We start from the raw sequence: 23,031 nt of genomic DNA on the forward strand, positions 1-23,031 counted from the left end.
CTTGAGAGTTGAATCATGAGCTTTGAATTTCTATGGACAGACATCTGTTTTCTTTTCTTGCTGACGTTTGGGGTGATCATCTCATTGCTGAGCTTGCGAAAGCAACACATAAGGTTATCGTTTTCCATCATATTGCATAGGCCTATGGCATTAAGTGCTGCGATTGTATTATTGCTGTTTTTGGCTATCGGGGTATTGGACTCAATTCATTTTAAATCAGGCGAAACGGGTTCTGATATTGCAGAATCACTTTTGGATAAAATTTTAGCTCCGTTGGGCACGGCTTATGAAAAGACCTATTCAGCACCATTGGCCTTAAACATGTTTGTAACCGAAACCGAGCTGGTGGATGGTATTACAAAACAGGTCTATCCTCGTTTAAAGTATCCCCCTGACTTCATCAAGACTGACGCAGATAAAGCGAACATCATTAAATCAACCCTGCAAAGTGCCGTGCTTTATAGTTTAGGTATTACCTTTGGATGTTGGGCATTGGCTTTTCTTATAAAATTAGCGACAAAATCGAAGCGACTGTATCAATTAAGCCCCAGAGGGATCAGTGTTTTATCGACTGTTGGCTTGCTTACTTTTGCTGTTCTTTTGAGCTTTTGGTTATCACGCTCATTCCATGTCCTTGGAACCGGGCAGATTGGGCAGGATATCTTTTATTTTACTGTAAAAAGTATTCGCACCGGTTTAATTATAGGTTTGTTGACTACCTTGTTCATGCTGCCTTTGGCTTTGTTTTTAGGTATAGTGGCCGGATATTTTGGGGGCGTAGTAGATGATGTGATTCAGTTCATTTATACCACTTTAAGCTCGATTCCTGGTGTTTTATTAATCACGGCCTCTGTATTGTCGTTACAAACCTATATTGCCAGCCATCCCGAGCAATTCTCAACCTTGGCCAAAAGTGCGGATGCTCGTTTATTGGCATTATGCCTGATCCTTGGGGTAACCAGTTGGACCAGTTTATGCCGTTTGCTGCGCGCAGAAGCATTGAAGTTACGAGAAGTGGATTATGTAATTGCTGCCAGAGCCTTGGGAAGTAGCTGGTTTACGATCATACAAAAGCACTTACTGCCTAATGTGATGCATATAGTGGTAATAACCTTGGTATTGGATTTTAGTTTTTTGGTCATGGCGGAGGCGGTGTTGTCTTATGTTGGAGTGGGTGTTTCTCCAATGACCATCAGCTGGGGTAACATGATAAATGGTGCTCGACTGGAATTGGCTCGTGATCCTGTGGTTTGGTGGCCAATTTTTGCTGCATTTCTTTTTATGTTTATCCTGGTTCTGGCAATAAATTTGTTTGCTGATGCAGTTAGGGATGCCTTTGATCCCCACCAATCTTTAGGATAGGCAAAGCAAAGTCAGTTTTAAATTCAGGGAGTGGGATCTGGTTTAAAAAATCATGCAGTATAGAGAAAAATTGATACAGCTAGTGGATTCGATCCCGCTATTTAGGTTAAAGTTCCTTAATTAGTTTCAAAGAGTTTATCCTCCTATGCAACAACGTTTTGTTCATTTGCGTGTACACACTGAATTTTCTTTGGTTGATGGTTTGGTTCGAGTGAAACCTTTAATGAAAGCGTTACCGTCCCGGGGAATGTGTGCAGTCGCAGTGACTGATTATTGTAATTTATTCGCTGCCGTCAAGCATTTTAAAACTGGTGTTGATGCAGGAATCAAACCCATTATTGGAAGTGATCTTCCTTGTCATAACCCTGAAATACCTGATGTGACGTCTTCTCTTGTTCTATTGTGTGTTAATGCGCAAGGTTATAAAAACTTAACCTGTCTGGTATCCAAAGCATACCAGGAAGGGCAATACCAAGGTCATCCCAGAGTACAGTTTCAATGGATAGAAGAATATTCTGACGGATTAATTGCCCTGTCCGGAGCCAAAGCAGGCGATATTGGGCAGGCAATTTTGGCTAATGATGAAGCGCTTGCTACTCAAAGGGCATTGCATTGGATGAAGTTATTTCCAAATCGGTTTTATCTGGAGATTCAGCGCACTGGCAGAGCAGATGAAGATTTATACAATGAGAAAGTAATTGCTTTAGCCGACAGATTGCAATTACCCATAGTGGCAACCAATGATGTCCGTTTTCTTAATCCTGATGACTTTGATGCCCATGAGGCCCGAGTGTGTATTCATGAAGGATATACCTTGGCCGATCCCCGTCGAGTTCAGCAATACAGTCCACAGCAATATTTACGCTCCGCAGAAGAAATGGAGGCTTTATTTGCCGATTTGCCCAGTGCTATTACCAACACAGTGGAAATCAGTAAACGATGCAATGTGAAATTGAATCTTGGCAATAATTACTTGCCCAATTTCCCTATCCCTGAAGGATCTACCGTTGAAGAGTATTTGTCTCATTTATCGGAACAGGGCCTTGAGGAACGGTTAAAGCATTTGTTTCGCAATAAATCCGAAGACGAGCTCAATGCATCACGAGGTGAATACGATAAGCGTCTGCAGATTGAATTAAAAGTTATTAATAACATGGGATTTGCGGGCTATTTTTTAATTGTTGCTGATTTTATTCAATGGGCAAAACAAAACGGTGTTCCTGTAGGCCCTGGGCGTGGATCGGGTGCTGGATCGTTGGTGGCTTATGCTTTAAAGATTACTGATCTTGATCCACTGGAATTTGAATTGCTTTTTGAGCGTTTTTTGAATCCTGAACGGGTTTCAATGCCTGACTTTGATATTGATTTTTGCATGGAGGGACGGGATCGGGTTATCGAATATGTTGCTGAAAAATACGGCAGACAAAGTGTGTCTCAGATTATTACTTTCGGCACCATGGCGGCAAAGGCGGTGGTACGCGATGTGGGTCGTGTCTTTGGTCATCCTTATGGATTTGTTGATAAATTAGCCAAACTCATTCCTTTTGAAATTGGAATAACCCTAAGCAAAGCAATGGAGCAAGAACCTGAGCTTCAGCGTCGCTACGATGAAGAAGAAGACGTTAAAGAATTAATTGATCTTGCTTTAAAACTGGAAGGAATCACACGAAATGCAGGCAAGCATGCAGGGGGAGTAGTCATTGCTCCATCGCAACTTACTGACTTTACAGCCATTTATTGTGAGGAAGGATCGGCACAAATCGTCAGCCAATTTGATAAGGATGACGTTGAGGCAGCAGGATTGGTCAAATTCGACTTTTTAGGTTTGCGAACGCTTACCATCATCGATTGGGCTTTGGCGACAGTAAATAAACAACGTGAACAGGCTGGTTTGCCTCCAGTAGATATTAGCCATATACCCATTGATGATACCGCCACTTTTGATCTGCTGAAGGCCTGTAAGACAACGGCTGTGTTTCAGCTTGAATCACGCGGCATGAAGGAATTGATTAACCGATTACAACCCGATTGCTTTGAGGAAATCATCGCTTTGGTTGCTTTATTCCGCCCCGGTCCCTTGCAGTCAGGGATGGTGGATGATTTTATCGATCGAAAACATGGCCGGGCTGCGGTGGATTACCCTCATCCTGATTTGGAGCCTATTCTAAAACCTACTTATGGGGTTATTTTATATCAGGAACAGGTCATGCAGATTGCTCAGGTACTGGCAAATTATACCCTGGGTGCAGCAGACATGTTACGAAGAGCCATGGGTAAGAAAAAACCCGAAGAGATGGCTCAGCAGCGTGCAATTTTTACCAAGGGAGCTACAGAGCGGGGTGTAGATGAAGACGTAGCGACTCACATTTTTGACTTGATGGAAAAATTCGCGGGATACGGCTTTAATAAATCGCATTCTGCAGCGTACGCTTTAGTGGCTTATCAAACGGCATGGTTAAAAGCGCATTATCCAGCGGCCTTCATGGCTGCTGTAATGTCTTCTGATATGGATAATACGGATAAAGTAGTTACTTTTATTGATGAATGTGCGCATATGAAACTTAAAGTGTTGCCGCCATCCATCAATCACTCCATGTATCCTTTTACGGTAAGTGATGACGCTACAATTATTTACGGTTTGGGTGCTATAAAAGGGGTAGGGGAGTCTGCTATTGATTGTATCACTCAGGAACGTTCATTGAGTGGAGCATATAGCGATTTATTCAGTTTTTGCCAAAGGCTGGACTTACGCAAGGTAAACAGGCGGGTTCTGGAAGCCTTAATTAAAAGCGGTGCATTTGATGATTGGCAGGTTGAGCGGGCGGTATTAACTGCTTCTCTGGAAAAAGCTTTAAAAGTGGCTGAAAAAGAGCATCAGAATCAATCGAGCGGGCAATTTGATTTATTTTCCCTCTTGGATGATAAAGCTGATGAACAGGATTACATCCCTTCCAAACCTTGGTCGGACGCTCAGCGGCTGGAAGGGGAGCGGGAAGTATTAGGATTTTATCTGACAGGTCACCCAGCTGATCAGTACCGACGTGAGTTTGGTGATTTTATTGTTCCCATGAGTCAATTGAATCCTTCCATGCATAAAAAGGCTAATATTTGCGCACAGGTTACCGCGATTCGTAAAATCATAACCAAACGCGGCAAAAAATTAGTGATTATCGGCATGGACGATTCTACCGCAAGGATGGATGTGGTTGTATTTGGCGAAGTATTTGATTTCTTTAGCGAACCTCTGGCAACAGGAGACATGTTGGTGGTAGAAGGTGAAGTCGCCCATGATGATTATAATGGGGGAGTAAAGATGACGGCAACTCATCTTTACAGCATTCCATCCGCAAGGACCAGATTTGCCCGATGCCTTGAATTAAGATTAAGTCAGTCCAGTCAATCTGTATTGCCTGCGATTCAATCCATTTTAAAAGCACATTCGGGTAATTGCGTTGTGCAGTTTTCTTATACTAACGAACATGCAAGAGCACATCTGAGTCTGGCACAAAAATGGCACGTAACCCCAAGCGATGAGCTGATTGGGCTTTTAATTAATGCTTTGGGTGAAGAACATGTGGCAATGCGTTATTGATTAACGGGCTTAATACTTTCGAAGTTGACGTGTTGCTTAAATTCATATTGCTTTGAATGGTGATGGTACAAAATAGGCTCCCGTATTTTGGGGAGCCTGGTGGACACATCATGGAACAGTTCCAGTATTGCTCTTAAATTGTCGCAACAACTTCAGATGGAGTTGAGCTTGCAGCTTGAGCTACTTCCAGAGAGCTCAAAGGGCTTAATTTTAGTTTTAACTGTTCAAGGACTTCCGGGGGAAGTTGAATGCCGGTATCAGGAATTGTAAATTCTTCACCATTGATGTACAAACTACCGTCTTTCATTTCAACGGATTGCAGATCCTGATGATGTTCCAGGGTGGGATCTGATTCTGGGAGGAATTTTATTTCCATGCCACTGATCATGTTGGCTCCGTCTTTAATGCGAATACCTGTTGTAGTATTTGGGGTATCAGAATAATAAGCACCAAGTACAGCACAAGCTTTCCAAAGTAAATTATAGGCTGCATCAAGCGGTAAACCGACTCCCATGCCCACTCCTTGACCTACTATGCCCATCGCGGTGCTCAGTATGTGAGCCAAGCTGATGCTGCAAAAAGTAGTAATGAGTTTGCAGGCTATAACCTGAGAAAATAAAGCGACTCCCATTGGTCCTGCAGACCCAACCATGAGCAATGAGCTGCCAATAAGTGCAGTGAGCTGAAACTTCAGGGGGATTACCTGGACTGAATCGCTGACCATTTGGCCGCCCATACATCCTAAAGTTGCTCCAGTATACGCGAAGGCTGCTCCAAACATAGGTTGAGTGATTGAGGTGATCGGGTAATTTTTATATGGATTTTCCGCACGGGATTGTTTGCACGTTTCACTCAAAAATTTGGAAAATTTGTTCCACTCATCCTCAGAAAAAGGGTCCATACCGGCTTCTCGAAGTTTTTTATTGGCATCACTGAGTGCCATTAGGGAGGAGTTAATAAATCGATTCGCAGCCATAAAACAGATTAATTTGTCGTCATCTTCAAGATAGTTTTCATCGTTTATGCCTAAATCTCGATTAATTAATTTATACAAGACTGAATGGCTTTTTGGCATGGAAATTTGCGATTGGACGTACATGCACGCAGCAACCATGATTCTGGAAGCAATAAAATGAGCTTCCAACTGACCGGCCCAGAGATCTACATTTTGTCTCATGGCTTGAATTTGAGCGTCTTGAAGCAAATTGGCGGAAAAGACGACCAGCATTTTTTTTATAAATTTTGTTTGAGCATCACGTGCTACTACATCTGTTCCGCCTAAAATGATGGGAGTACCAAAAATTGATGGTGATTTATCGAGGTCGACTTTTCGTTCTTTTTGATAATTATCGCGTAAAAAATTGATACTTGTGAATGCACCAGGTGGTAAAATATAACGCATAATAGACCTCATATCCTTTGATGAATTTCCTTATGTGTTTTTTATATTACTAATTCATTGATTAATTGCAATCATATTTGGTTATTTTTTATTAAATAAATTTATAAAATTCAATCAATTCATTTTATTTGTATTTTAACTTATTGAAATGATGATTTTTTTGAGGATTATGGTACTTTTAGCAAAGGGTTTCTTCTTAAGCGAGTTTGTTCACCGTTCCGGTATTGACCTACGATGACTGGTGCCTGTGAGATCTTTACTCTTTATAAGTTTATCATCCCCGCTTTCATGAGGATAACGTAAAAATGTGAGGATAGTTCTGAAACAAGTTGAGAGTGGTTAGGTGTTAATCGAAGTATGGTCAACACGAAGTGGTCTTGTAAGGAACAATAAATCTCTTGGGAAACTGATTGCCGTGTGAGGTTTAATGATGCCCATGACCTGTGGCTTGCTTTATAAATCATTCCAGTTGTTTGTCGAGTTTGGGAATTGATTTAAGGTGTTTAAATCGTTTTGGGAAGTTTAATATGATCGAATTACAGAATCACTCCATCAAGGTACGTTTTATGGACAGGTTAATTAATTTCTTTTTACTCCTGAGGGTATCGCATTGGAGTAAGTCTGTATTTGTTATGCTGGGCTATTTCTATACTCCCGTGCCAGGCTATCTGGTTCCTGCCTTATTGGCTTCGCTTTCTTTTTGTCTTATTTCCAGTGCTGTCTATATTTATAATGATATTCAGGACCGAGATGAAGACAGTTTACATCCCTATAAATGCCATAGGCCTTTGGCTAGTGATCAGATCACTGTATCTGATGCTATTTTTATGTTGTTTTTTTTGTTAGTTACCGGACTGGTTCTTGGCGCCCTGATTTCAAAACAATTGGCTATTATTTTAACAGCCTATTTGTTGGTTAATCTGGCATATAACCATGTGTTAAAATTAATTCCAATCCTTGATGTGGCCTGTATTGCTTTGGGGTTTATGTTAAGAGTACTGGCAGGAACGGTAGGTATAGGCGTTGCTATTTCTGGTTGGTTGATAGTCGCAGCAACCTTGCTCAGTTTATTTATCGCATTGAACAAGCGTCAATTGGAAATGCATTTGGGTTTAAAGAATTCTACCCGGAATGTATTGAGGAAATATAACCCCACACTGCTGCAACGACTCATAGTGGGTACAGGATTAGCCAGTTTTGTTACTTACTTGTTTTATACGGTTTATGCACGAGGCGAGTCCTTTTTCTTCATATTAACTCTGCCATTTGCGGCTATAGCTCTTTGGCGTTTTGCCTGGTTATCTAACCGGAATGTTGAAAATGATGATCCTGTTAATGTATTTCTTGGTGATCGTTTATCGCGAATCAATCTGTATTGTTTTGTCATTCTTACCTTCATGGCATTGACCTCATGAAATCTGGTTTTAAATGGTATGACAGTATTGGGGTCGTGCTGTTTTTTTATTTGTTGGTTTTACAAGTTCAGGCTATCTGGCCGTTTACCGTAGACGATATGTACATCTCTTTACGTTATGCCAAAAATTGGGCTTCTGGAGATGGGTTACTATGGAATATTGACTCACCACCAGTTGAAGGATATTCCAATTTTAGTTTTGTTGTATTGGGAGCGTTGGCTTTACTGTTCAATGGAAATCCAATTGTTTCTTTAAAAATAGCCGGTTTTCTTGGTTTGGTGGGTACTTGTTTTTTTCTTTTTCTGATCACCAGATTCTGGTTTTCAAAACGTGAGTCTCTGATACCCTGTATCGTTTTATTATTATACAAGGGACAAATCATCTGGGCTGTGAGCGGGTTTGAGACTACTGTCTATCAAGCTTTAATATGTGGTTCTGTTTATTTTATTTTTCGGGGACTGGGATATGCTTTATCTCCAGGAGGACGAAGCGAAATTCGATGTTTCAACTTGTTTCTTGCGGGTATTTCTCTTGCCCTGGCTGGAATGACTCGTCCTGAAGCACCTGCTTTGATGATCGTGTTTTTTATTTTAATGTGCTGGGATAAGCCCGATACCCAGTTATCTCGTCATAGGAAAGGGGTGCTGTGCTTTGTTGTTTCTATACTGTTGTTCTATCTGCCTTATTTTCTCTGGCGCTTGCATTATTATGGCTATTTGTTCCCAAACTCGGTGTACTGTAAAGGTTTTACAGAGACCTTTTTATATGAACTGGATGTTAATTATCTTAAATTAATTGGGCCTTTTGCTGTTTTGTCTATTCCTGCCTTGATACTGAAATGGGATAAACGCTATCTTTTCTTATGCCTACCCAGCATTGCTTATCTGGTTATGTTACGCGATGCAGATCCTGTTGTGGCTTTTGATAATCGTCTTTTTTTACCAGCTTTTACACTGTTCCTACCTTTGGCCTTCAAAGGCCTGTTCGAGCTTTATTTGTGTTGGTTCAAAAAAAAGGAGGCCATTAACTCATTCGTGTTTTATCTTGTTTTATTTGCTGTGCTTGCTCTGTTTATGCCCTGGATGTCTTTGGCACAATATCGCTATTTTAGCGAAAATCCTGTTCGAGGCGAGCAGTTACGAATGTCGGTTATTCAATGGTTAACAGATCATGGGCAGGTTGGTGACAGGGTTGTGTTAGGTGATTCAGGTTTGATTCCTTATATGAGTCCACTTCATTATATTGATTCTTATTGCTTGAACAATTTATCTATGGCGCACTATCCGAAACAGCAACGATACAATCAATTCTGCTATCAAATTTTAACTGAAAGACCGGAAATTATTATTTTGACCTCGTTGATTAAAAATGGCCAAGTAATCTACACACCAAGCGATGCGTGTTTAAAAGTAGAGCTCAATAATCAAAGTGATTATAAATTAGTCAATTCATTTGAGGCAGTAAATCCCGATTCAAAATACCGATATGAATTGTTTACGAATTTTTAATGCGATGATGAGTAACATGGTGTAACATCCTTTTTTATTATAATGGATTTAACCCTGTATCTTATATGAAACAACGAATAAAATTATTTATAGCAAAATTACTGTCCAAGTTTCCAGTTATCCTGTTTGATATAACCGCAATCCCAGTAGCATGGTATGCCGCATATTGGTTACGATACAACATGCAACCGTATCCTAGCATGTTAACCTCAACACATTCTTTTGTTGCTTTAGCTTTACTGTTTGTTGTTCAAGTCAGCTGTTATTATTATTTTAAAATTTATCGTGGATTATGGCGCTTCTCATCGCTAAATGATGTGATCCGTATTTTAAAAGCTACGGTTTCCGCCATGATTTTGGTTATCCCTGTTTTTTATGCCACTTCAATATTGCAGCATTTGTCCCGATCAGTCTTTCCATTATATTGTATGATTCTGGCGTCCATACTCTGCGGCGGTCGGTTGTTGGTTCGGTTACGATGGGACAGAAGAGGGCGAAACGATAAAATATCCGATGTCAAAAGAGTATTGATTGTTGGAGCCGGTCAGGCAGGAGAGGGATTGGTTCGAGACTTAAAACGCAGCAGCTACTATCAACCCATAGGTTTTGTTGATGACAACATTAGCAAGCGTGGTTTGGAAGTTCATGGGGTGAGGGTCTTGGGAACCACCCGTCAAATCGCTGATTTAGTCAGACAAAATGTTGTCGATCTGATTTTTATTGCTATACCTTCAGCTCGATCAGCAACCATGCGCAGAATAGTGACTCTATGTGAAACGAGTAATGTGCCCTTTAGAACGTTGCCCAGTATTTCTGCTTTGGCTGCAGGGCGGGTCGAGGTTAATGCCTTGCGACCTGTAAATATTGAAGATCTACTAGGAAGGGATCAGGTCACTCTGGAGTGGGACAAAATAGCCACCACAATATCTGGAAAACGTGTATTAATTACCGGTGGCGGTGGTTCAATTGGTTCTGAGTTGTGTCGTCAAGTGATGGCATTAAATCCTGAAAGTCTTGCTGTAGTCGAAAATTCCGAATTTAATCTGTATCAGATTGAGCAAGAACTTAAGTTGAATTTTCCCGAAATTCCTATTGATCTAGCTTTAATCAGTGTCACAGATGAAGTCGCAATAAATCACGTCTTTCAGCGATTTCAACCTGAAATTGTCTTTCATGCGGCGGCTTATAAACACGTGCCCATGTTACAAAATCAAATTCGAGTGGCTGTATTTAATAATGTTTTGGGCACGCAGGTGGTTGCTAAAGCCAGTGTCGCTATGGGTGTAGAGAAATTTATATTAATTTCTACCGATAAAGCCGTTAATCCAACCAATATTATGGGGACCACCAAGCGAGTTGCCGAGATTTACTGCCAGAATCTGAATATTCGGGTTGAAACGCAATTTATTACAGTCCGTTTTGGTAATGTTTTAGGATCTGCTGGCTCGGTAGTTCCCTTGTTTCAAAAACAATTGCAGGCAGGTGGGCCTTTGACCGTTACTCATCCTGATATGCAACGTTATTTCATGACTATTCCTGAGGCCTGCCAATTGATCCTGCAAGCTATGGTTAATGGGCATGGTGGTGAAATATTCGTTCTTGATATGGGCGATCCAGTCAAAATCAGTTATCTGGCAGAGCAAATGATCCGACTGGCTGGCAAGGAGCCCGGAAAAGATATAACGATTGAATACACTGGATTGCGTCCTGGTGAAAAAATGTATGAAGAACTGTTTCATGAGACAGAGCAATTAGCATCTACAGAACATGAAAAGCTGTTTAAAGCTCGATTTAGAGAACTGGATTGGCATGAGTTAACTCAAACCATGCGCATGCTGAATACAGCCTGCTATGAACATCAGGATGATGAGCTATTAATTCTGCTGAAAAGTTTGGTCCCCGAGTTTCAATTGGATACCATGGTCACGGCATAAATAGGATCTAATACCCAGAAAAATAGAACATTGTTTTAAAATGCTTTTTTTTGTAAGGTACTTTAATCAATGAGCTATTTTAGTCAATTAAGACCTGATTATGCAGACGGAATAGGCTAAGTAGCGTGTTAGAGAATTAAATTTTATCAGGGATGAATACAATTTATGCACACAAAGCGCTTTTTTATTGGTACTGTATTCTTAATGGGGCTTTTTTTGGCAGCCTGTAAGGAAAATAAATCCGTTCAGACTGCACCTCGCTCTGTTCCTGTCGTCAAAGTTGCCTTAACTAAAATTCCACTGAAACGAACCTATATTGGCATCACTCAATCTATAGCAGAAGTGGGTATTCGCGCACGGGTTGAAGGTTTTCTTATCCAAAAGAATTTTATAGAAGGGAAGCCGGTTAAAAAAGATCAATTAATCTATGTGATTGATCCAAAACCATTTCAGGCTCAATTGGATCTAGCTAAAGGCCAGCTCGCTAAAAGTATTGCTAATATGGAATATCAGAAGGTTCAATACCTGCGATTAAAAGAGTTGGTCAAAAAAGGGGATGTGTCACAAACCTTGTTCGACGAAACTGCCGCACGATACGGCGAAGCCCAGGCCGAAACTCTGGTACAGAAAGCCAACGTAGAAACAGCCGAGATCAATTTAGGCTATTGTTCCATGATTGCTCCTTTTGATGGAATAATTGGTAAAAAATACGTTGATGTAGGAAATCTCGTGGGATCTGGCGAGAGCACCTTACTGGCCAATATAGTTCAGTTAAATCCTATTTATGTATTATTCAGTCCAAGTGTTGAGGACTATGGAACCTTCCTTAAATATCGAAAGAACATGCCATTTCATGTTGAGGCAGTTTTGCCTTATGACAATAAATTAGTATTCAAAGGCAAAGTCGATTTAGTAAATAATCAGGCAGATACGCCTACCTCTACAATTTTGATGAGGGCGCTTGTCGACAATCCAGCGCAATTATTGTTACCAGGAATCTATGTGAATATTACTCTTGAACTGACTAAAGAGGAGCCGTCCATACTTATTCCTGCCTCTGCAGTAACTGAATCGCAAGGTCAAAGAACAGTTTATTTAGTCAATGCAAAAAAACAGGTTGAAGTGAGTAAAATACAAACTTCCGGAATGTACAAACAACAGTATATTGTAACCTCCGGGATTAAAGAAGGCGATTTATTAATCATTAATGGGATACAAAAAGTACTACCTGATGAAGCGGTAATACCTCAGTTGCAAGAAGACCAAGGCCAAAACAATGGTTAGGTTTTTTATATACAGACCGATTTTTGCCATGGTGATCGCTATTATGATGGTATTGGTTGGGGGCATTTGTATCTTTATTTTGCCCGTAGCTCAATATCCATCAATAGTTCCCCCGGAAGTGCAGGTTTCTGCTCAGTATATAGGCGCAGGTTCTCAAGTTGTTTCTGATACCGTTACAACCCCGCTTGAACGAAATATTAATGGCGTGGAGGGTATGATTTATATGTCTTCCAACAGTACTAATAATGGTGATTCGATTATTAGTATTACGTTTGATGTGGGTTATGATGTAGATATAGGTGCAGTGGATGTTCTTAATAATTCAAATACTGCCAACCCCTTGCTTCCTCCTGATGTGATTCAAGCCGGTATAACCATTCAAAAAGTGTCCAGTGATATGGTTTTGGTGGTTAATCTAATCTCTCCTGACGGAACACTGGATGATGTGTTTCTTGGCAATTATGCCGACATTCATTTGACTCCGGCAATTGAGCGTATACCTGGTGTAGGTAACGTGGATAACTTTGGCCTATTGCAATATTCCATTCGAATTTGGTTAAATCCTGATAAATTGGTCAGTATGGGGATTTCTCCCCTGGACGTTATTGAAGCCGTAAAAGAACAAAACCAACAGGCCGCAGTAGGGGTTATAGGCCAACCTCCTGTTCCTCAAACCATTCCTTTTCAGTATCAGATTACTACCTTGGGCCAATTAAGCGATACGCACCAGTTTGAAGACATCATTGTCAAAACAAAAGAAAACGGACAGATAGTCCGGGTTAAAGATTTGGGGCGTGTTGAAATGGGAGCCGAAACCTACATCACTACTTCCCAACTTAATGGAAAACCTAATGCCAGTATTGGAGTATATCAATTGCCAGGAGCCAATGCGCTGCAGCTGGCAGATGGTATTAGAAAACTTATGGAGAAAATGAAAAAGGAATTTCCGAAAGGAATGGATTACACCATAGTTTATGACACAACCAAATTTGTTAAAGAGTCTTTGAAGGAAGTAGTGCTTACCCTTTTTGAAGCTATAGGCCTCGTATTTATCGTGGTCTTTCTGTTTCTGCAAAACTGGCGAACCACACTGATTCCTTGTATTGCAATTCCAGTCTCTTTGATAGGAACCTTCGCATTGTTTAGTATTTTTGGTTTTTCGATTAATACCTTAAGCCTTTTGGGTCTGGTACTCGCAATAGGCTTAGTGGTTGACGATGCGATCGTTGTTGTTGAGAACGTTGAGAAAAAATTGGAGGAACATGTTTCTGACATTAAAGAAGCTACTTTGTTAGCTACAAAAGAAGTTCAGGGTCCGATCATTGCAACGACTTTAATTTTGCTAGCCGTGTTTGTTCCTGTTGCTTTTATACCCGGAATGACGGGTAGTTTGTACAATCAATTTGCTCTGGCAATTGCATTTTCAGTGGCGCTTTCAGGGATTAACTCCTTAACTCTTAGCCCGGCCCTTTGCGGAGTGTTATTGAAACAGAAAGTGGAAAATAATTTTTTTGTGTTTCGTTGGTTTGAACGAGGTTATGAAGCAACGTTAAATAAATATAAGGCCATGGTGGATTTATGCTTGAATCATAAAAAAATCGTGCTTATTATTTTTGTCGTGTTAGGTGTTGCTACAGCCTTTGTTTTCAAATCATTACCCACCGGATTTTTACCTGAAGAAGATCAAGGCTATTTTATTACTGTGATTAAAGGACCTGATGCTTCATCTCTTTACAGAACTGAAGAGACCGTTAAAAAAGCCCTTAAAATACTGTCATCTACTGAAGGTGTTGCCAATATCCTCAGTATTAATGGATTCAATATTATTGATGGAATCAATCAACCTGATACTGCCGTACTGTTTGTGATATTAAATCCTTGGTCGGAACGGACAACTCCTGATTTAAGCGCAGTAGGAATTATGAAGAAAGTTCAAGCTCAGTTTAATAATATTAACGATGCCAGGATAGGTGTAGTAAACGCCCCAACCATTCCAGGGCTGGGATCGGTAGGAGGTTTTCAGCTTGAAATAGAAGATGTGAATAATCAGGGCGTAGAGCAATTAGCCGCAGTTGTTAATCAGTTTGTCGAGGAAGCCAATAAAGATCCTGCGATAGGGGGATTATTTTCTGACTTGTCTGCACAGGTACCTCAGTTGTTTTTGAATATAGATCGAACAAAAGCCAAGGCTTTAAATGTATCCATTAACGAGTTACTGGTTACCTTACAGACTTATTTGGGATCGTATTATGTTAACAATTTCACCAAATACGGACAAACATATAGAGTAATGGTCCAGGCCGAGGGCAATTCAAGGGCGGAAGTAACGGACATCAGCAAGCTCTATGTTAAAAGCGATACTGGTGCCATGGTGCCTTTAAGCAGTTTATTAAAAGTTGAATATACTAACGGAGCCTATAATATTCCCCATTACAATTTATATACTGCGGCGAATCTGAACGGTGCTCCAGGGCCAGGTTATAGCTCGGGTCAGGCATTGACTGCAATTGAACATTTAGCAGCTCAAAAACTACCTAAGGGTTATGAAATGGAGTGGACGGGTATTACCTACCAACAATTAAAAGCCGGTAATATGGCTACATTAATTTTTATGCTGTGTCTGGTTTTCGTCTTTCTGTTTCTTGCTGCTTTATACGAGAGCTGGACCATGCCCTTTATGATTTTGCTTGTAGTTCCTCTCGCGCTTTTAGGGGCGGGATTAGCGCTCTTGTTACGCAATCTGGATTTGGATGTGTACGCGCAAATTGGCTTGATTTTATTAATTGGCCTTGCGGCTAAAAACGCTATTTTGATTGTAGAATTCGCCAAAGAAAAACGGCTGACAGGTGCGTCCATCATTGATTCAGCAAGGGAAGCAGCGGCATTACGTTTAAGACCTATTTTAATGACTGCCTTTGCGTTTATTTTTGGTGTATTACCTTTGGCAACGGCTACAGGCGCTGGTGCAGCCAGCCGTCATTCTATTGGCACTACAGTCATGGGCGGCATGCTGGTCGCAACGGTATTAAGTCTTTTGGTTGTTCCTGTTTTTTATGTGGTTATTGAAACCTTACGAGAAAAAAATACAAAAATAGTCACTAAGAGTGGTGAATTTGGCGATTAATTAACTCTTAGTCTGTATCTTCGCCTGTTATTCACGGCTGTCCCATTAAAAATGTGACGTCTTTCCGAGCGTAGCGAGGAATCTCCTGCAAATTGGCACAATCTGAATTAATGCATTAATTATCATTACCTTTTAAACTCTTTTTTTTTACAAGGAATTTAATGATGTCATCAGAAGATGTACCTGGATTTTTATATCATTTCGACACGCTCGAAGATCCAAGAATTGATAGAAAGAAATTGTATCCTTTAACGGAACTATTATTTGTTGTTATCTGCGCTAACCTATGTGGAGCTCAGAGTTGGCGTGATTTAAAAACCGTTATTATGCTTGAATCACGTGTTTCTTCCGGTGGACATACAGCCATAGAACAGCGCTACTTTATCAGCAGCTTGGCTGCAAATGCGAAACAAATTGCTCAGACTATTCGTAGTCACTGGGCTGTCGAGAACAGTCTACATTGGGTCTTAGACGTTACATTACGTGAAGATGATTCTCGCGTACGCAAAGATCATGCTCCTGAAAATATGGTGATGGTTCGGCATATTATTTTGAACAGGTTACAAAATACCAAAAAGAAATTTAAGGATATGAGCATTAGGCGCCTGCAGAAAAAGGCTGGCTGGGGAGACTCAACTCTTGATATGATTTTAATGGCCACATTTTAATGGGATCGTGCAACCTTGCAGGAGATTCCTCGCTACGCTCGGAAAGACGTCATATTTTTAATGGGACAGCCGTGGCCTGTTATTCACGCATCAAGACAATACTATTAATTTATGATAACTTTGTTTCTTTTTTGATTGGATGAAATCATGGTAATGACTTATGACGATTTTGAAAAAATTGAATTACGATCCGGTACTGTAGTTAAAGTTGAAGAGTTTCAACGCGCCAAAAAGCCTGCTTATAAAGTCTGGGTAGATTTTGGGAATGACATAGGCGTATTACAAACCTCTGCTCAGATAACGGTGCATTATACCCCCGAAACTTTATTGGGGCGTTCAGTTGTAGGCTGTGTTAATTTGGGTGAAAAAAATATAGCGGGATTTATTTCGCAATTTCTATTGGTTGGATTTTCGGATGAACAAGGTGCTATTTGTTTGGTTACGACTGATCCGAAAGTACCTAATGGACAAAAACTGCATTAATTGATGTCTTATCCTCTGTTCAGGGCAATGTGAGGATTGTTGGTTTTTGAAACCCCTGGAAAATGAGATATATGATTTTTAGTTTTTAACTCATGAAACCATCTTCATTCAGGAGGTTCCTGATGAACATGGTTTCTTGATGAGTTAATCTGTTTTAGATTGTAGAGGCTATGTTTTGATTAGGCTCTTGGCTGAAATCAATATGCTCCAGGGTACTTGTAATCGTATCTTTCAAAACATGTACTGCCTGGGCAACATCATCTGCCGCGGTTCTCGTCTTTTTGAAAAACTGAGGTGTCGTTCCTAAACTGAGTATATAGATTCCCCAGTTTGCGATAGACCTCAATACATCAACAACAGCAGTTACTCCTGAACGATTGCCCTCAAGTTGTTTAATAGCCTGTTTACCTGCATCGCAACACTCTTTAAAAAACGCATTAAAATCATTGGCTGTAATCTCTTCAATTTGCTTGCTTATCGATGGGTTGCTCACTAGATACAAATGGGTTTCTTTTGCCTTTTGAATGGCAGTATAAAACTCTACCAAGACGACATTTGCCTTTTGATTTTTGTTTGGATCGAGCGTGTTAATCAAAGCTTCTATATTGTTAAATGTCGGAATGCCAAAACCTAAAGACTCCAGTCGATTTTTTCGTTGTGGCATGCCATCCAAAACTTTTTGAACTTGATTATTGATAAATTGATAGAGCTTTTTGACATCCATGGACAATTGCAGTCCGCCTTGTTGACTTAATTGAGCGTAGAGTTGGGTCAATAATTGATCGCGTGCCTGGGTTTCCAACTCATCTTGAACGGAACAATTTGAATAGACAATATCTACAATAATCTGATGCAAAAACTCAGGACTTGCTGTTAAAGCTTCGAGATCAGCGGGGGATTGCTCCAACGCTACTTCAATATATTCTTTCGCGGCAGGAAAGGCTTTGCTTAACAAAAAAAGCTTGCAGAGTTGTTCTGTATGTTGAGTATCATTTTGTTCATTCTGCTGGGATACCCTTGAGAAGAATTTTTCAACCTGCTTATCAGAAATGGTGTATGTACCAAGGCGCCTCGTTCTCAGCGTCTTTAACTCATTGTCCAGTTTGAAAATGTTATCAATACCATTAAGTAAATCTGCATCCACTTCTCTTGTTGCTTTTAAATCATGCAAACGAGTTTTTAGCGTTTCACTGCTTAATTCTATTGGGTGATGTGCAATTAATGCTGAAATCATTTCTGAGCGCTCTTCATTGCTCAAGACGTTGGCAAAAGGTTGAGTAGAGGACTGCGAATTTATATAGTTAACAAATAAAGAGAACAGGGTGTTCTGATTGGTATGCCCCATGTCCCGCATGTTGATTGACAATTTAAAGAGCTCATTCGCAATAGGATCTTTATCCGATAAACCATTCTCTGCCAGATGGATTTTTAATTTGGTCACGGTGGCATGAACAAAAATCCTGATAGACTCGGGCAAATTAGCGATTGAATTGTTTAATTGTTCCAACTGATTTAATCGTTGGTGATAAAAACTGGACCATAAATTGGGGTGGTCTTTCAACCGAATATACATCGATTCAACCTGTTCCTTATTCATGGCAAATGGTTTGATTAATGTGACCAAACGATCCAGTTCCTGGATAATCAATGCCTTTCTACTTAAGGTATCCAAGTCAGGACATTTCCCCATTTTACTGGCTTCTTCTATGGTTTCGAACGTATTTAACTGCCCGCTTTCATCTACTCCTTTTATCCAGTCAATTTCTGTTTGGAAATCAACCCTAATACCCTGATGCAAATGTTCCGGATCAATCTGTTCCAAAGTTCTTACAATAAAGCTCATTTTTCCAACAACTTGGCCGTGATATAATTCTTTAGGGAGATTATGCATAGATACACCTATAACTTTATTACCGAATAATTCTGGTCAAATAATATCAAATGTGAGGTTTTTTTACAATATAATTGTTAGCTTTGTTTCCTTATTGTTTCATATTTGTTAAATATTTATGAGGAACAATATTAATTTGTTTCTGATTAATGAAATTCAGGTTCAGTTTTATCGGCCAACGTGTGTTTAAGGACGATACTTTTTAATAATGTAAATCAGGTTTTATGAATTGTTAAAAAGTGAGCTTTTTTTAGAGGGGTTTACGGAATCTATAGGCCCTGTTTCATTTAGAGGCATCAAGTTGTTATCCTCCTCTAACAGATTCTCATAGATGAGTGGTAGGGCGTCAACCTTAAGCTGACATCCTACCTAAGTAAAGACTTATTTTATTGAGTGAGTAGACTATTGTGGCGGAAATAAATCCTGAAACTTAATACGACTTTTAACGTGTAAGGCTTTACGTCTGTCTTTTGACAAATCAAATAATTTATAGATGATGATGGGAAATACAAAGCTTACTATGCCGATACCAAAAGCCAGTTTATACATGGGATCTTTATTCAACACCAGGAAAAATAAAGCAAACAACATCAGGATCACCGCTATTATTCCAGTATAAGGAGAGTAAGGCGTAACATAGCGTAGATCTTTAATACTATAACCCGCTTGATAGAGCCTGTTTCTAAAGCTGATTTGTGAAAGACATAATGAAATCCAGGCCAATGTACCAGTAAAGCCAGAGACCAGGAGTAGGGCAATATACAGCTTGGTTTGACCAAAGAAGTATCCAACCCCTAATAAGGTCCAAACGCCAGTCAGCGTCGCAATCACCGCATTTTGCGGTATGGCATTTTTGTTAAATTTGGCAAAAGTATGAGGAGCCATACCATCTCTGGCGAGCGCATTGAGTGAGCGCACGGTACCGTAGAATCCTGAGTTGGCGCAGGAAAGAGTAGCGGATAAAGTAACAAAACTGGTTACTGCTCCTGCCCAATTTAAACCATAAAAGTTAAGGGCATCGGCAAATACAGAGTTTGATAAACCTGCTTTTTGCCATGGGAAGATAAGTACCAGACAAAACACGGGTATGATGTAAATGAATAAAATTCTTAAGGTCACATTACGTATGGCATGAGGGATCATACGCGCTGGATTCTCTGATTCTCCTGCTGCAAGACCTATAATTTCCGAGCCCTGGTAGTTCACCAGAAGCAGGACCATGGCGGTGAGTAAGGACATGGTACCGTTCGGGAGAAGGCCTCCATCTCCCAACATGTATTTAAAACCAATGATTCCAGGGGGTTCGGTTCCATGGATAATTCCAAAGAAAATGAGAAGTGCCAAAACCACAAAGGCCATTAATGCAACAATTTTAATTAGAGCGAGCCAGAATTCAATCTCACCAAAAGTATCAACTTTTGCCAGATTGATGTAGGTAATGAGTAAACCAAAGCAAATCGCCCAGACATAGCCATTTATCCCGGTAAACATTTCCATAATAATACCGCCAGCCACGCATTCAGCTGGAATATAGGCGACCCAGCTTATCCAGTATGACCAGCCCACTCCACAGGCTACAGAAGGGGATATAAAGTCGGACGTATACGTAACAAAGGACCCTGAAATAGGAATGGCAACAGCCAGTTCACCCATACATAACATCGTTAAATAGATGATCAAGCCACCTAACATGTAAGCAATAAACACTGCTGGGCCAACGAGGTTAATCACCTCGCCTGTTCCAAGAAAATAACAGGATCCAACGATCCCACCCAGAGCAATCAGCTGAACATGACGGTCTTTTAATCCACGGCGGTAGCCACTGTCTTTAATGGGTTTAGCTAAGGTTGGATTTTTCACGGGCTGTTTCTTTCTCACATGGTTATTAAAGGGATAAACTCTAATGTTATAATTAACTGAAAAATTTTAAAACTATTCTAATCATAAAAACTAAAAATAGTTCCTTTGTAATTGAATAAACAGTTAATTTATTTCATCAAGTCACTCGAAGATTAATTCAATAAAAATTAAATTTTGGCGTTTATAGCATAATTTTTGTGCTTTTAAAAGAAAGTTTTTGGCTTAAGCTATTTGCTTTGCTCATCCAGAACAAACATCGAAAGAATTCTGTCCGTGATTTAATAATAACTGTTTGATTTAAAACAACAATTTCATGTCTTTTTGATTTGCTATAATCGGTGATTAAAATTAAAAAATGAATCAATTTAGAGTCTGTTGACAATTGCTCCTAATCATTGCATTTAAATTTTTGACCCTGAGAATTTACTCAGGTAGGATATTTTTATCTTAAGTTGTAAGGAACGATTATGTACCGATTATGGACGATCGCCACTGTTTTTTTTGTGTTCACTTCCGCTGTTTTTGCTGATAAATCGGAATGCTTGAATCACCATTGCCTGGCTGTAGTTGATGCGGGCAGCTCAGGATCCAGATTACACGTTTACGCATATGACCTGGATGAAACCAATACCCCAACTGGCATCAAGGAAATATGGAACAGAAAGGCTCTACCTGGACTATCCACTCTGGAACATGAACATAAGTCAATTTCAGTTTACATGGAGAAATTATTTACTGACGCACCCACAGTTCAAATGCCGGTTTATTTTTACTCAACTGCTGGGATGCGATTATTACCAAAGACTCATCATAAAAATGTGAATCAATTGGTCGCTGACTGGTTTGACAAACAATACTACTGGCGTTTGGTTACTGCCCGAACCATTACAGGTCATGAGGAGGGAGTTTTTGCATGGCTGGCAACAAACTATCAATTAAATCTGTTTAAACAAAGCGAAAAACCACTGGCTGGAGTAATGGACATTGGCGGAGCTTCCGTTCAAATTGTTATTCCTTTGAATGAAGAGCCAACTATGGATTCAAAAGACCGAGTTGAGTTTAATTTATACGGAAAAAAATACCGTTTATATGCACGCAGTTTTCTGGGATTAGGGCAAAATGAAATGGGGCATCAATTCTATGACCGAAAAACATGCTTTCCCGATGAATACGAATTACCCAGCGGACGATCTGGCAAAGGCGATGCCTCTACATGCACCAATGAACTGTCCATTTTAGTAAATGACGTACATTCAGTGAGAAAAACAGTCAAATCAGTACTGGCTTTAAACCCCGTAGATAATTGGTACATCATTGGTGGAATTACATTCATGCTCAACGACAAACTATTCCCAACCACCCAACACCAATTTACCAATCAGGACTTAATCTCTTTCGCAGATAAAAACATCTGCCACCAAAAATGGACCATCCTGGAAGAAATCTACCCCGATAACTTCATGCTCTACAACTACTGCATGCTCCCATCCTATCTCTACGCCTTAATAGTCAACGGCTACGGCCTCCCAGCCAACCAAAACATCAATTTCCTACCCTTGAATAAAAACGCCGACTGGACCATAGGAGTAGTATTGCAACATCACCAAACTTAAGTATACTTTTTATTAAGCCGCTGTAGCTCAGTTGGTAGAGCAGTTGATTCGTAATCAAAAGGTCTGCGGTTCGATTCCGCGCAGCGGCATAGTAGAATCAATAAGTTACAAAATTTTCTCACGGTCTCCTTGTTTTGTGTCGCAGCTGTGTCGCAATAATATCCGGGTCTTTCCTTAGTCTATACTCTAGGTATCAGTATTTCAGTCAAAAAGGACATGATATGAATACTAGAGTCAATATTTCATTTCTTTTGTTAGTTTTACTACCTCTCACATCATTTTCCGAAGAAAAATTTGACAAATTAAGATGTAATGGAAAGCTCATTGAACCAGGTGATTCCCTACAATTTGTTCTTGAAAATTGTGGTGAGCCAGTTAATAGAAGAAATTGGGGAAATCAATATGAGACTCAAAAATATCTCTATTTCAAAGCACCAGGCGAGTCTGGTTGTTATTACACTTTTTTTATTGATGACAAGATAGTTGCTAGTGTCTACAGAGGGTATCAAGGATGTCCTTAAGATCCCACATATATATATTAGTAATAGGAGGCTTCACTTTCGGATTGCTTGTATTTCCTTTAGTCACTTATGCTAAATCAGGTTGCTGCTCCCATCATAAGGGCGTAGCAGGATGTAATTCATCAACTGGATTTTATCATTGTTCTGATGGAACAGATTCTCCTTCCTGTATTTGTGGATATTCTAACCAAAATAGTTCTATCAAATACAAGCCTTTTAATACCAATACCAATACCAATATCAATATTAGTGCACCAGTATCAACAATAACCATTGGGGACATGACTGTTTATAAATGGACAGATAAGAAGGGAGTTGTTCATTATAGCGATAAACCATTTAGGTAGTAAATAAAATCAATTTCGTCGATACAT

General features: G+C 39.9%; 15 protein-coding genes and 1 tRNA gene. 13 read left to right on the top strand and 3 right to left on the bottom strand.

What is annotated here, in order from left to right; all coding sequences use genetic code 11:
- Positions 1-15 precede the first annotated feature (15 nt).
- Together G543_RS0113080 and dnaE are read left to right on the top strand one after the other, a co-directional pair.
- On the top strand, positions 16-1,362 hold the full coding sequence (locus G543_RS0113080) for an ABC transporter permease (protein WP_028384922.1): 1,347 nt from the start codon (positions 16-18) through the stop codon (positions 1,360-1,362).
- A gap of 145 nt (positions 1,363-1,507) precedes the next feature.
- A complete protein-coding gene (gene dnaE, locus G543_RS0113085) occupies positions 1,508-4,954 on the top strand; it encodes a DNA polymerase III subunit alpha (RefSeq protein ID WP_028384923.1) in 3,447 nt (1,148 codons plus the stop codon).
- Positions 4,955-5,087: 133 nt separating this feature from the next.
- Here the strand turns inward: dnaE and G543_RS0113090 are convergent, their stop codons facing one another.
- Entirely contained in the window at positions 5,088-6,356 is a 1,269-nt protein-coding gene (locus G543_RS0113090) for a hypothetical protein (protein ID WP_028384924.1), read from the bottom strand.
- 527 nt (positions 6,357-6,883) lie between these two features.
- Here G543_RS0113090 and G543_RS0113095 point away from each other — a divergent pair.
- The 7 genes from G543_RS0113095 to G543_RS0113125 all read left to right on the top strand — a co-directional run bounded on the left by G543_RS0113095 (position 6,884) and on the right by G543_RS0113125 (position 16,772).
- On the top strand, positions 6,884-7,771 hold the full coding sequence (locus G543_RS0113095; protein ID WP_028384925.1) for a decaprenyl-phosphate phosphoribosyltransferase: 888 nt from the start codon (positions 6,884-6,886) through the stop codon (positions 7,769-7,771).
- The gene (locus tag G543_RS0113100; RefSeq protein ID WP_028384926.1) at positions 7,768-9,279 is read left to right on the top strand and encodes a protein LphB; all 1,512 of its coding nucleotides are present in this window, start codon (positions 7,768-7,770) and stop codon (positions 9,277-9,279) included. The genes G543_RS0113095 and G543_RS0113100 overlap by 4 nt, the downstream gene beginning before the upstream one ends.
- 65 nt (positions 9,280-9,344) lie before the next feature.
- The gene (locus G543_RS0113105) at positions 9,345-11,213 is read left to right on the top strand and encodes a polysaccharide biosynthesis protein (protein WP_028384927.1); all 1,869 of its coding nucleotides are present in this window, start codon (positions 9,345-9,347) and stop codon (positions 11,211-11,213) included.
- A 165-nt stretch (positions 11,214-11,378) separates the two neighbouring features.
- Positions 11,379-12,497 (top strand): efflux RND transporter periplasmic adaptor subunit, encoded by a 1,119-nt coding sequence (locus G543_RS0113110; RefSeq protein WP_028384928.1) that lies wholly within the window; start codon positions 11,379-11,381, stop codon positions 12,495-12,497.
- Positions 12,490-15,621 carry an efflux RND transporter permease subunit gene (locus tag G543_RS17945; protein WP_051190705.1) on the top strand — a complete coding sequence of 1,044 codons (3,132 nt, stop codon included), beginning with the start codon at positions 12,490-12,492 and terminating at the stop codon, positions 15,619-15,621. Before G543_RS0113110 ends, G543_RS17945 begins: the two co-directional genes overlap by 8 nt.
- Before the next feature lie 161 nt (positions 15,622-15,782).
- Positions 15,783-16,289 carry an ISAs1 family transposase gene (locus G543_RS0113120; RefSeq protein ID WP_081675677.1) on the top strand — a complete coding sequence of 169 codons (507 nt, stop codon included), beginning with the start codon at positions 15,783-15,785 and terminating at the stop codon, positions 16,287-16,289.
- A 147-nt stretch (positions 16,290-16,436) separates the two neighbouring features.
- The gene (locus G543_RS0113125; RefSeq protein WP_028384930.1) at positions 16,437-16,772 is read left to right on the top strand and encodes a tRNA-binding protein; all 336 of its coding nucleotides are present in this window, start codon (positions 16,437-16,439) and stop codon (positions 16,770-16,772) included.
- A gap of 154 nt (positions 16,773-16,926) precedes the next feature.
- On the opposite strand, the gene G543_RS0113130 is transcribed toward G543_RS0113125, so the two are convergent.
- Positions 16,927-18,663 (bottom strand): hypothetical protein, encoded by a 1,737-nt coding sequence (locus G543_RS0113130; RefSeq protein ID WP_028384931.1) that lies wholly within the window; start codon positions 18,661-18,663, stop codon positions 16,927-16,929.
- 402 nt (positions 18,664-19,065) lie between these two features.
- Positions 19,066-20,541, bottom strand: coding sequence for an amino acid permease (locus G543_RS0113135; protein ID WP_035922319.1), 1,476 nt, complete (start codon positions 20,539-20,541; stop codon positions 19,066-19,068).
- 449 nt (positions 20,542-20,990) lie between these two features.
- Between G543_RS0113135 and G543_RS0113140 the strand changes: the two genes are divergently transcribed.
- From G543_RS0113140 to G543_RS18795, 4 genes are all read left to right on the top strand, one after another.
- Positions 20,991-22,136 carry an acetate and sugar kinases/Hsc70/actin family protein gene (locus tag G543_RS0113140; protein ID WP_035922321.1) on the top strand — a complete coding sequence of 382 codons (1,146 nt, stop codon included), beginning with the start codon at positions 20,991-20,993 and terminating at the stop codon, positions 22,134-22,136.
- 16 nt (positions 22,137-22,152) lie between these two features.
- Positions 22,153-22,225, top strand: a tRNA-Thr gene (locus G543_RS0113145).
- A gap of 132 nt (positions 22,226-22,357) precedes the next feature.
- Complete coding sequence (locus G543_RS17950) at positions 22,358-22,657, top strand: DUF2845 domain-containing protein (protein WP_035922322.1); 300 nt, start codon at positions 22,358-22,360, stop codon at positions 22,655-22,657.
- Positions 22,648-23,004: a DUF4124 domain-containing protein gene (locus G543_RS18795; RefSeq protein ID WP_081675678.1), complete on the top strand. Its 357-nt coding sequence runs from the start codon at positions 22,648-22,650 to the stop codon at positions 23,002-23,004. Before G543_RS17950 ends, G543_RS18795 begins: the two co-directional genes overlap by 10 nt.
- The last annotated feature ends 27 nt before the right edge of the window (positions 23,005-23,031 follow it).

Source organism: Legionella moravica DSM 19234 (assembly GCF_000423305.1).
Lineage (GTDB): Bacteria > Pseudomonadota > Gammaproteobacteria > Legionellales > Legionellaceae > Legionella > Legionella moravica.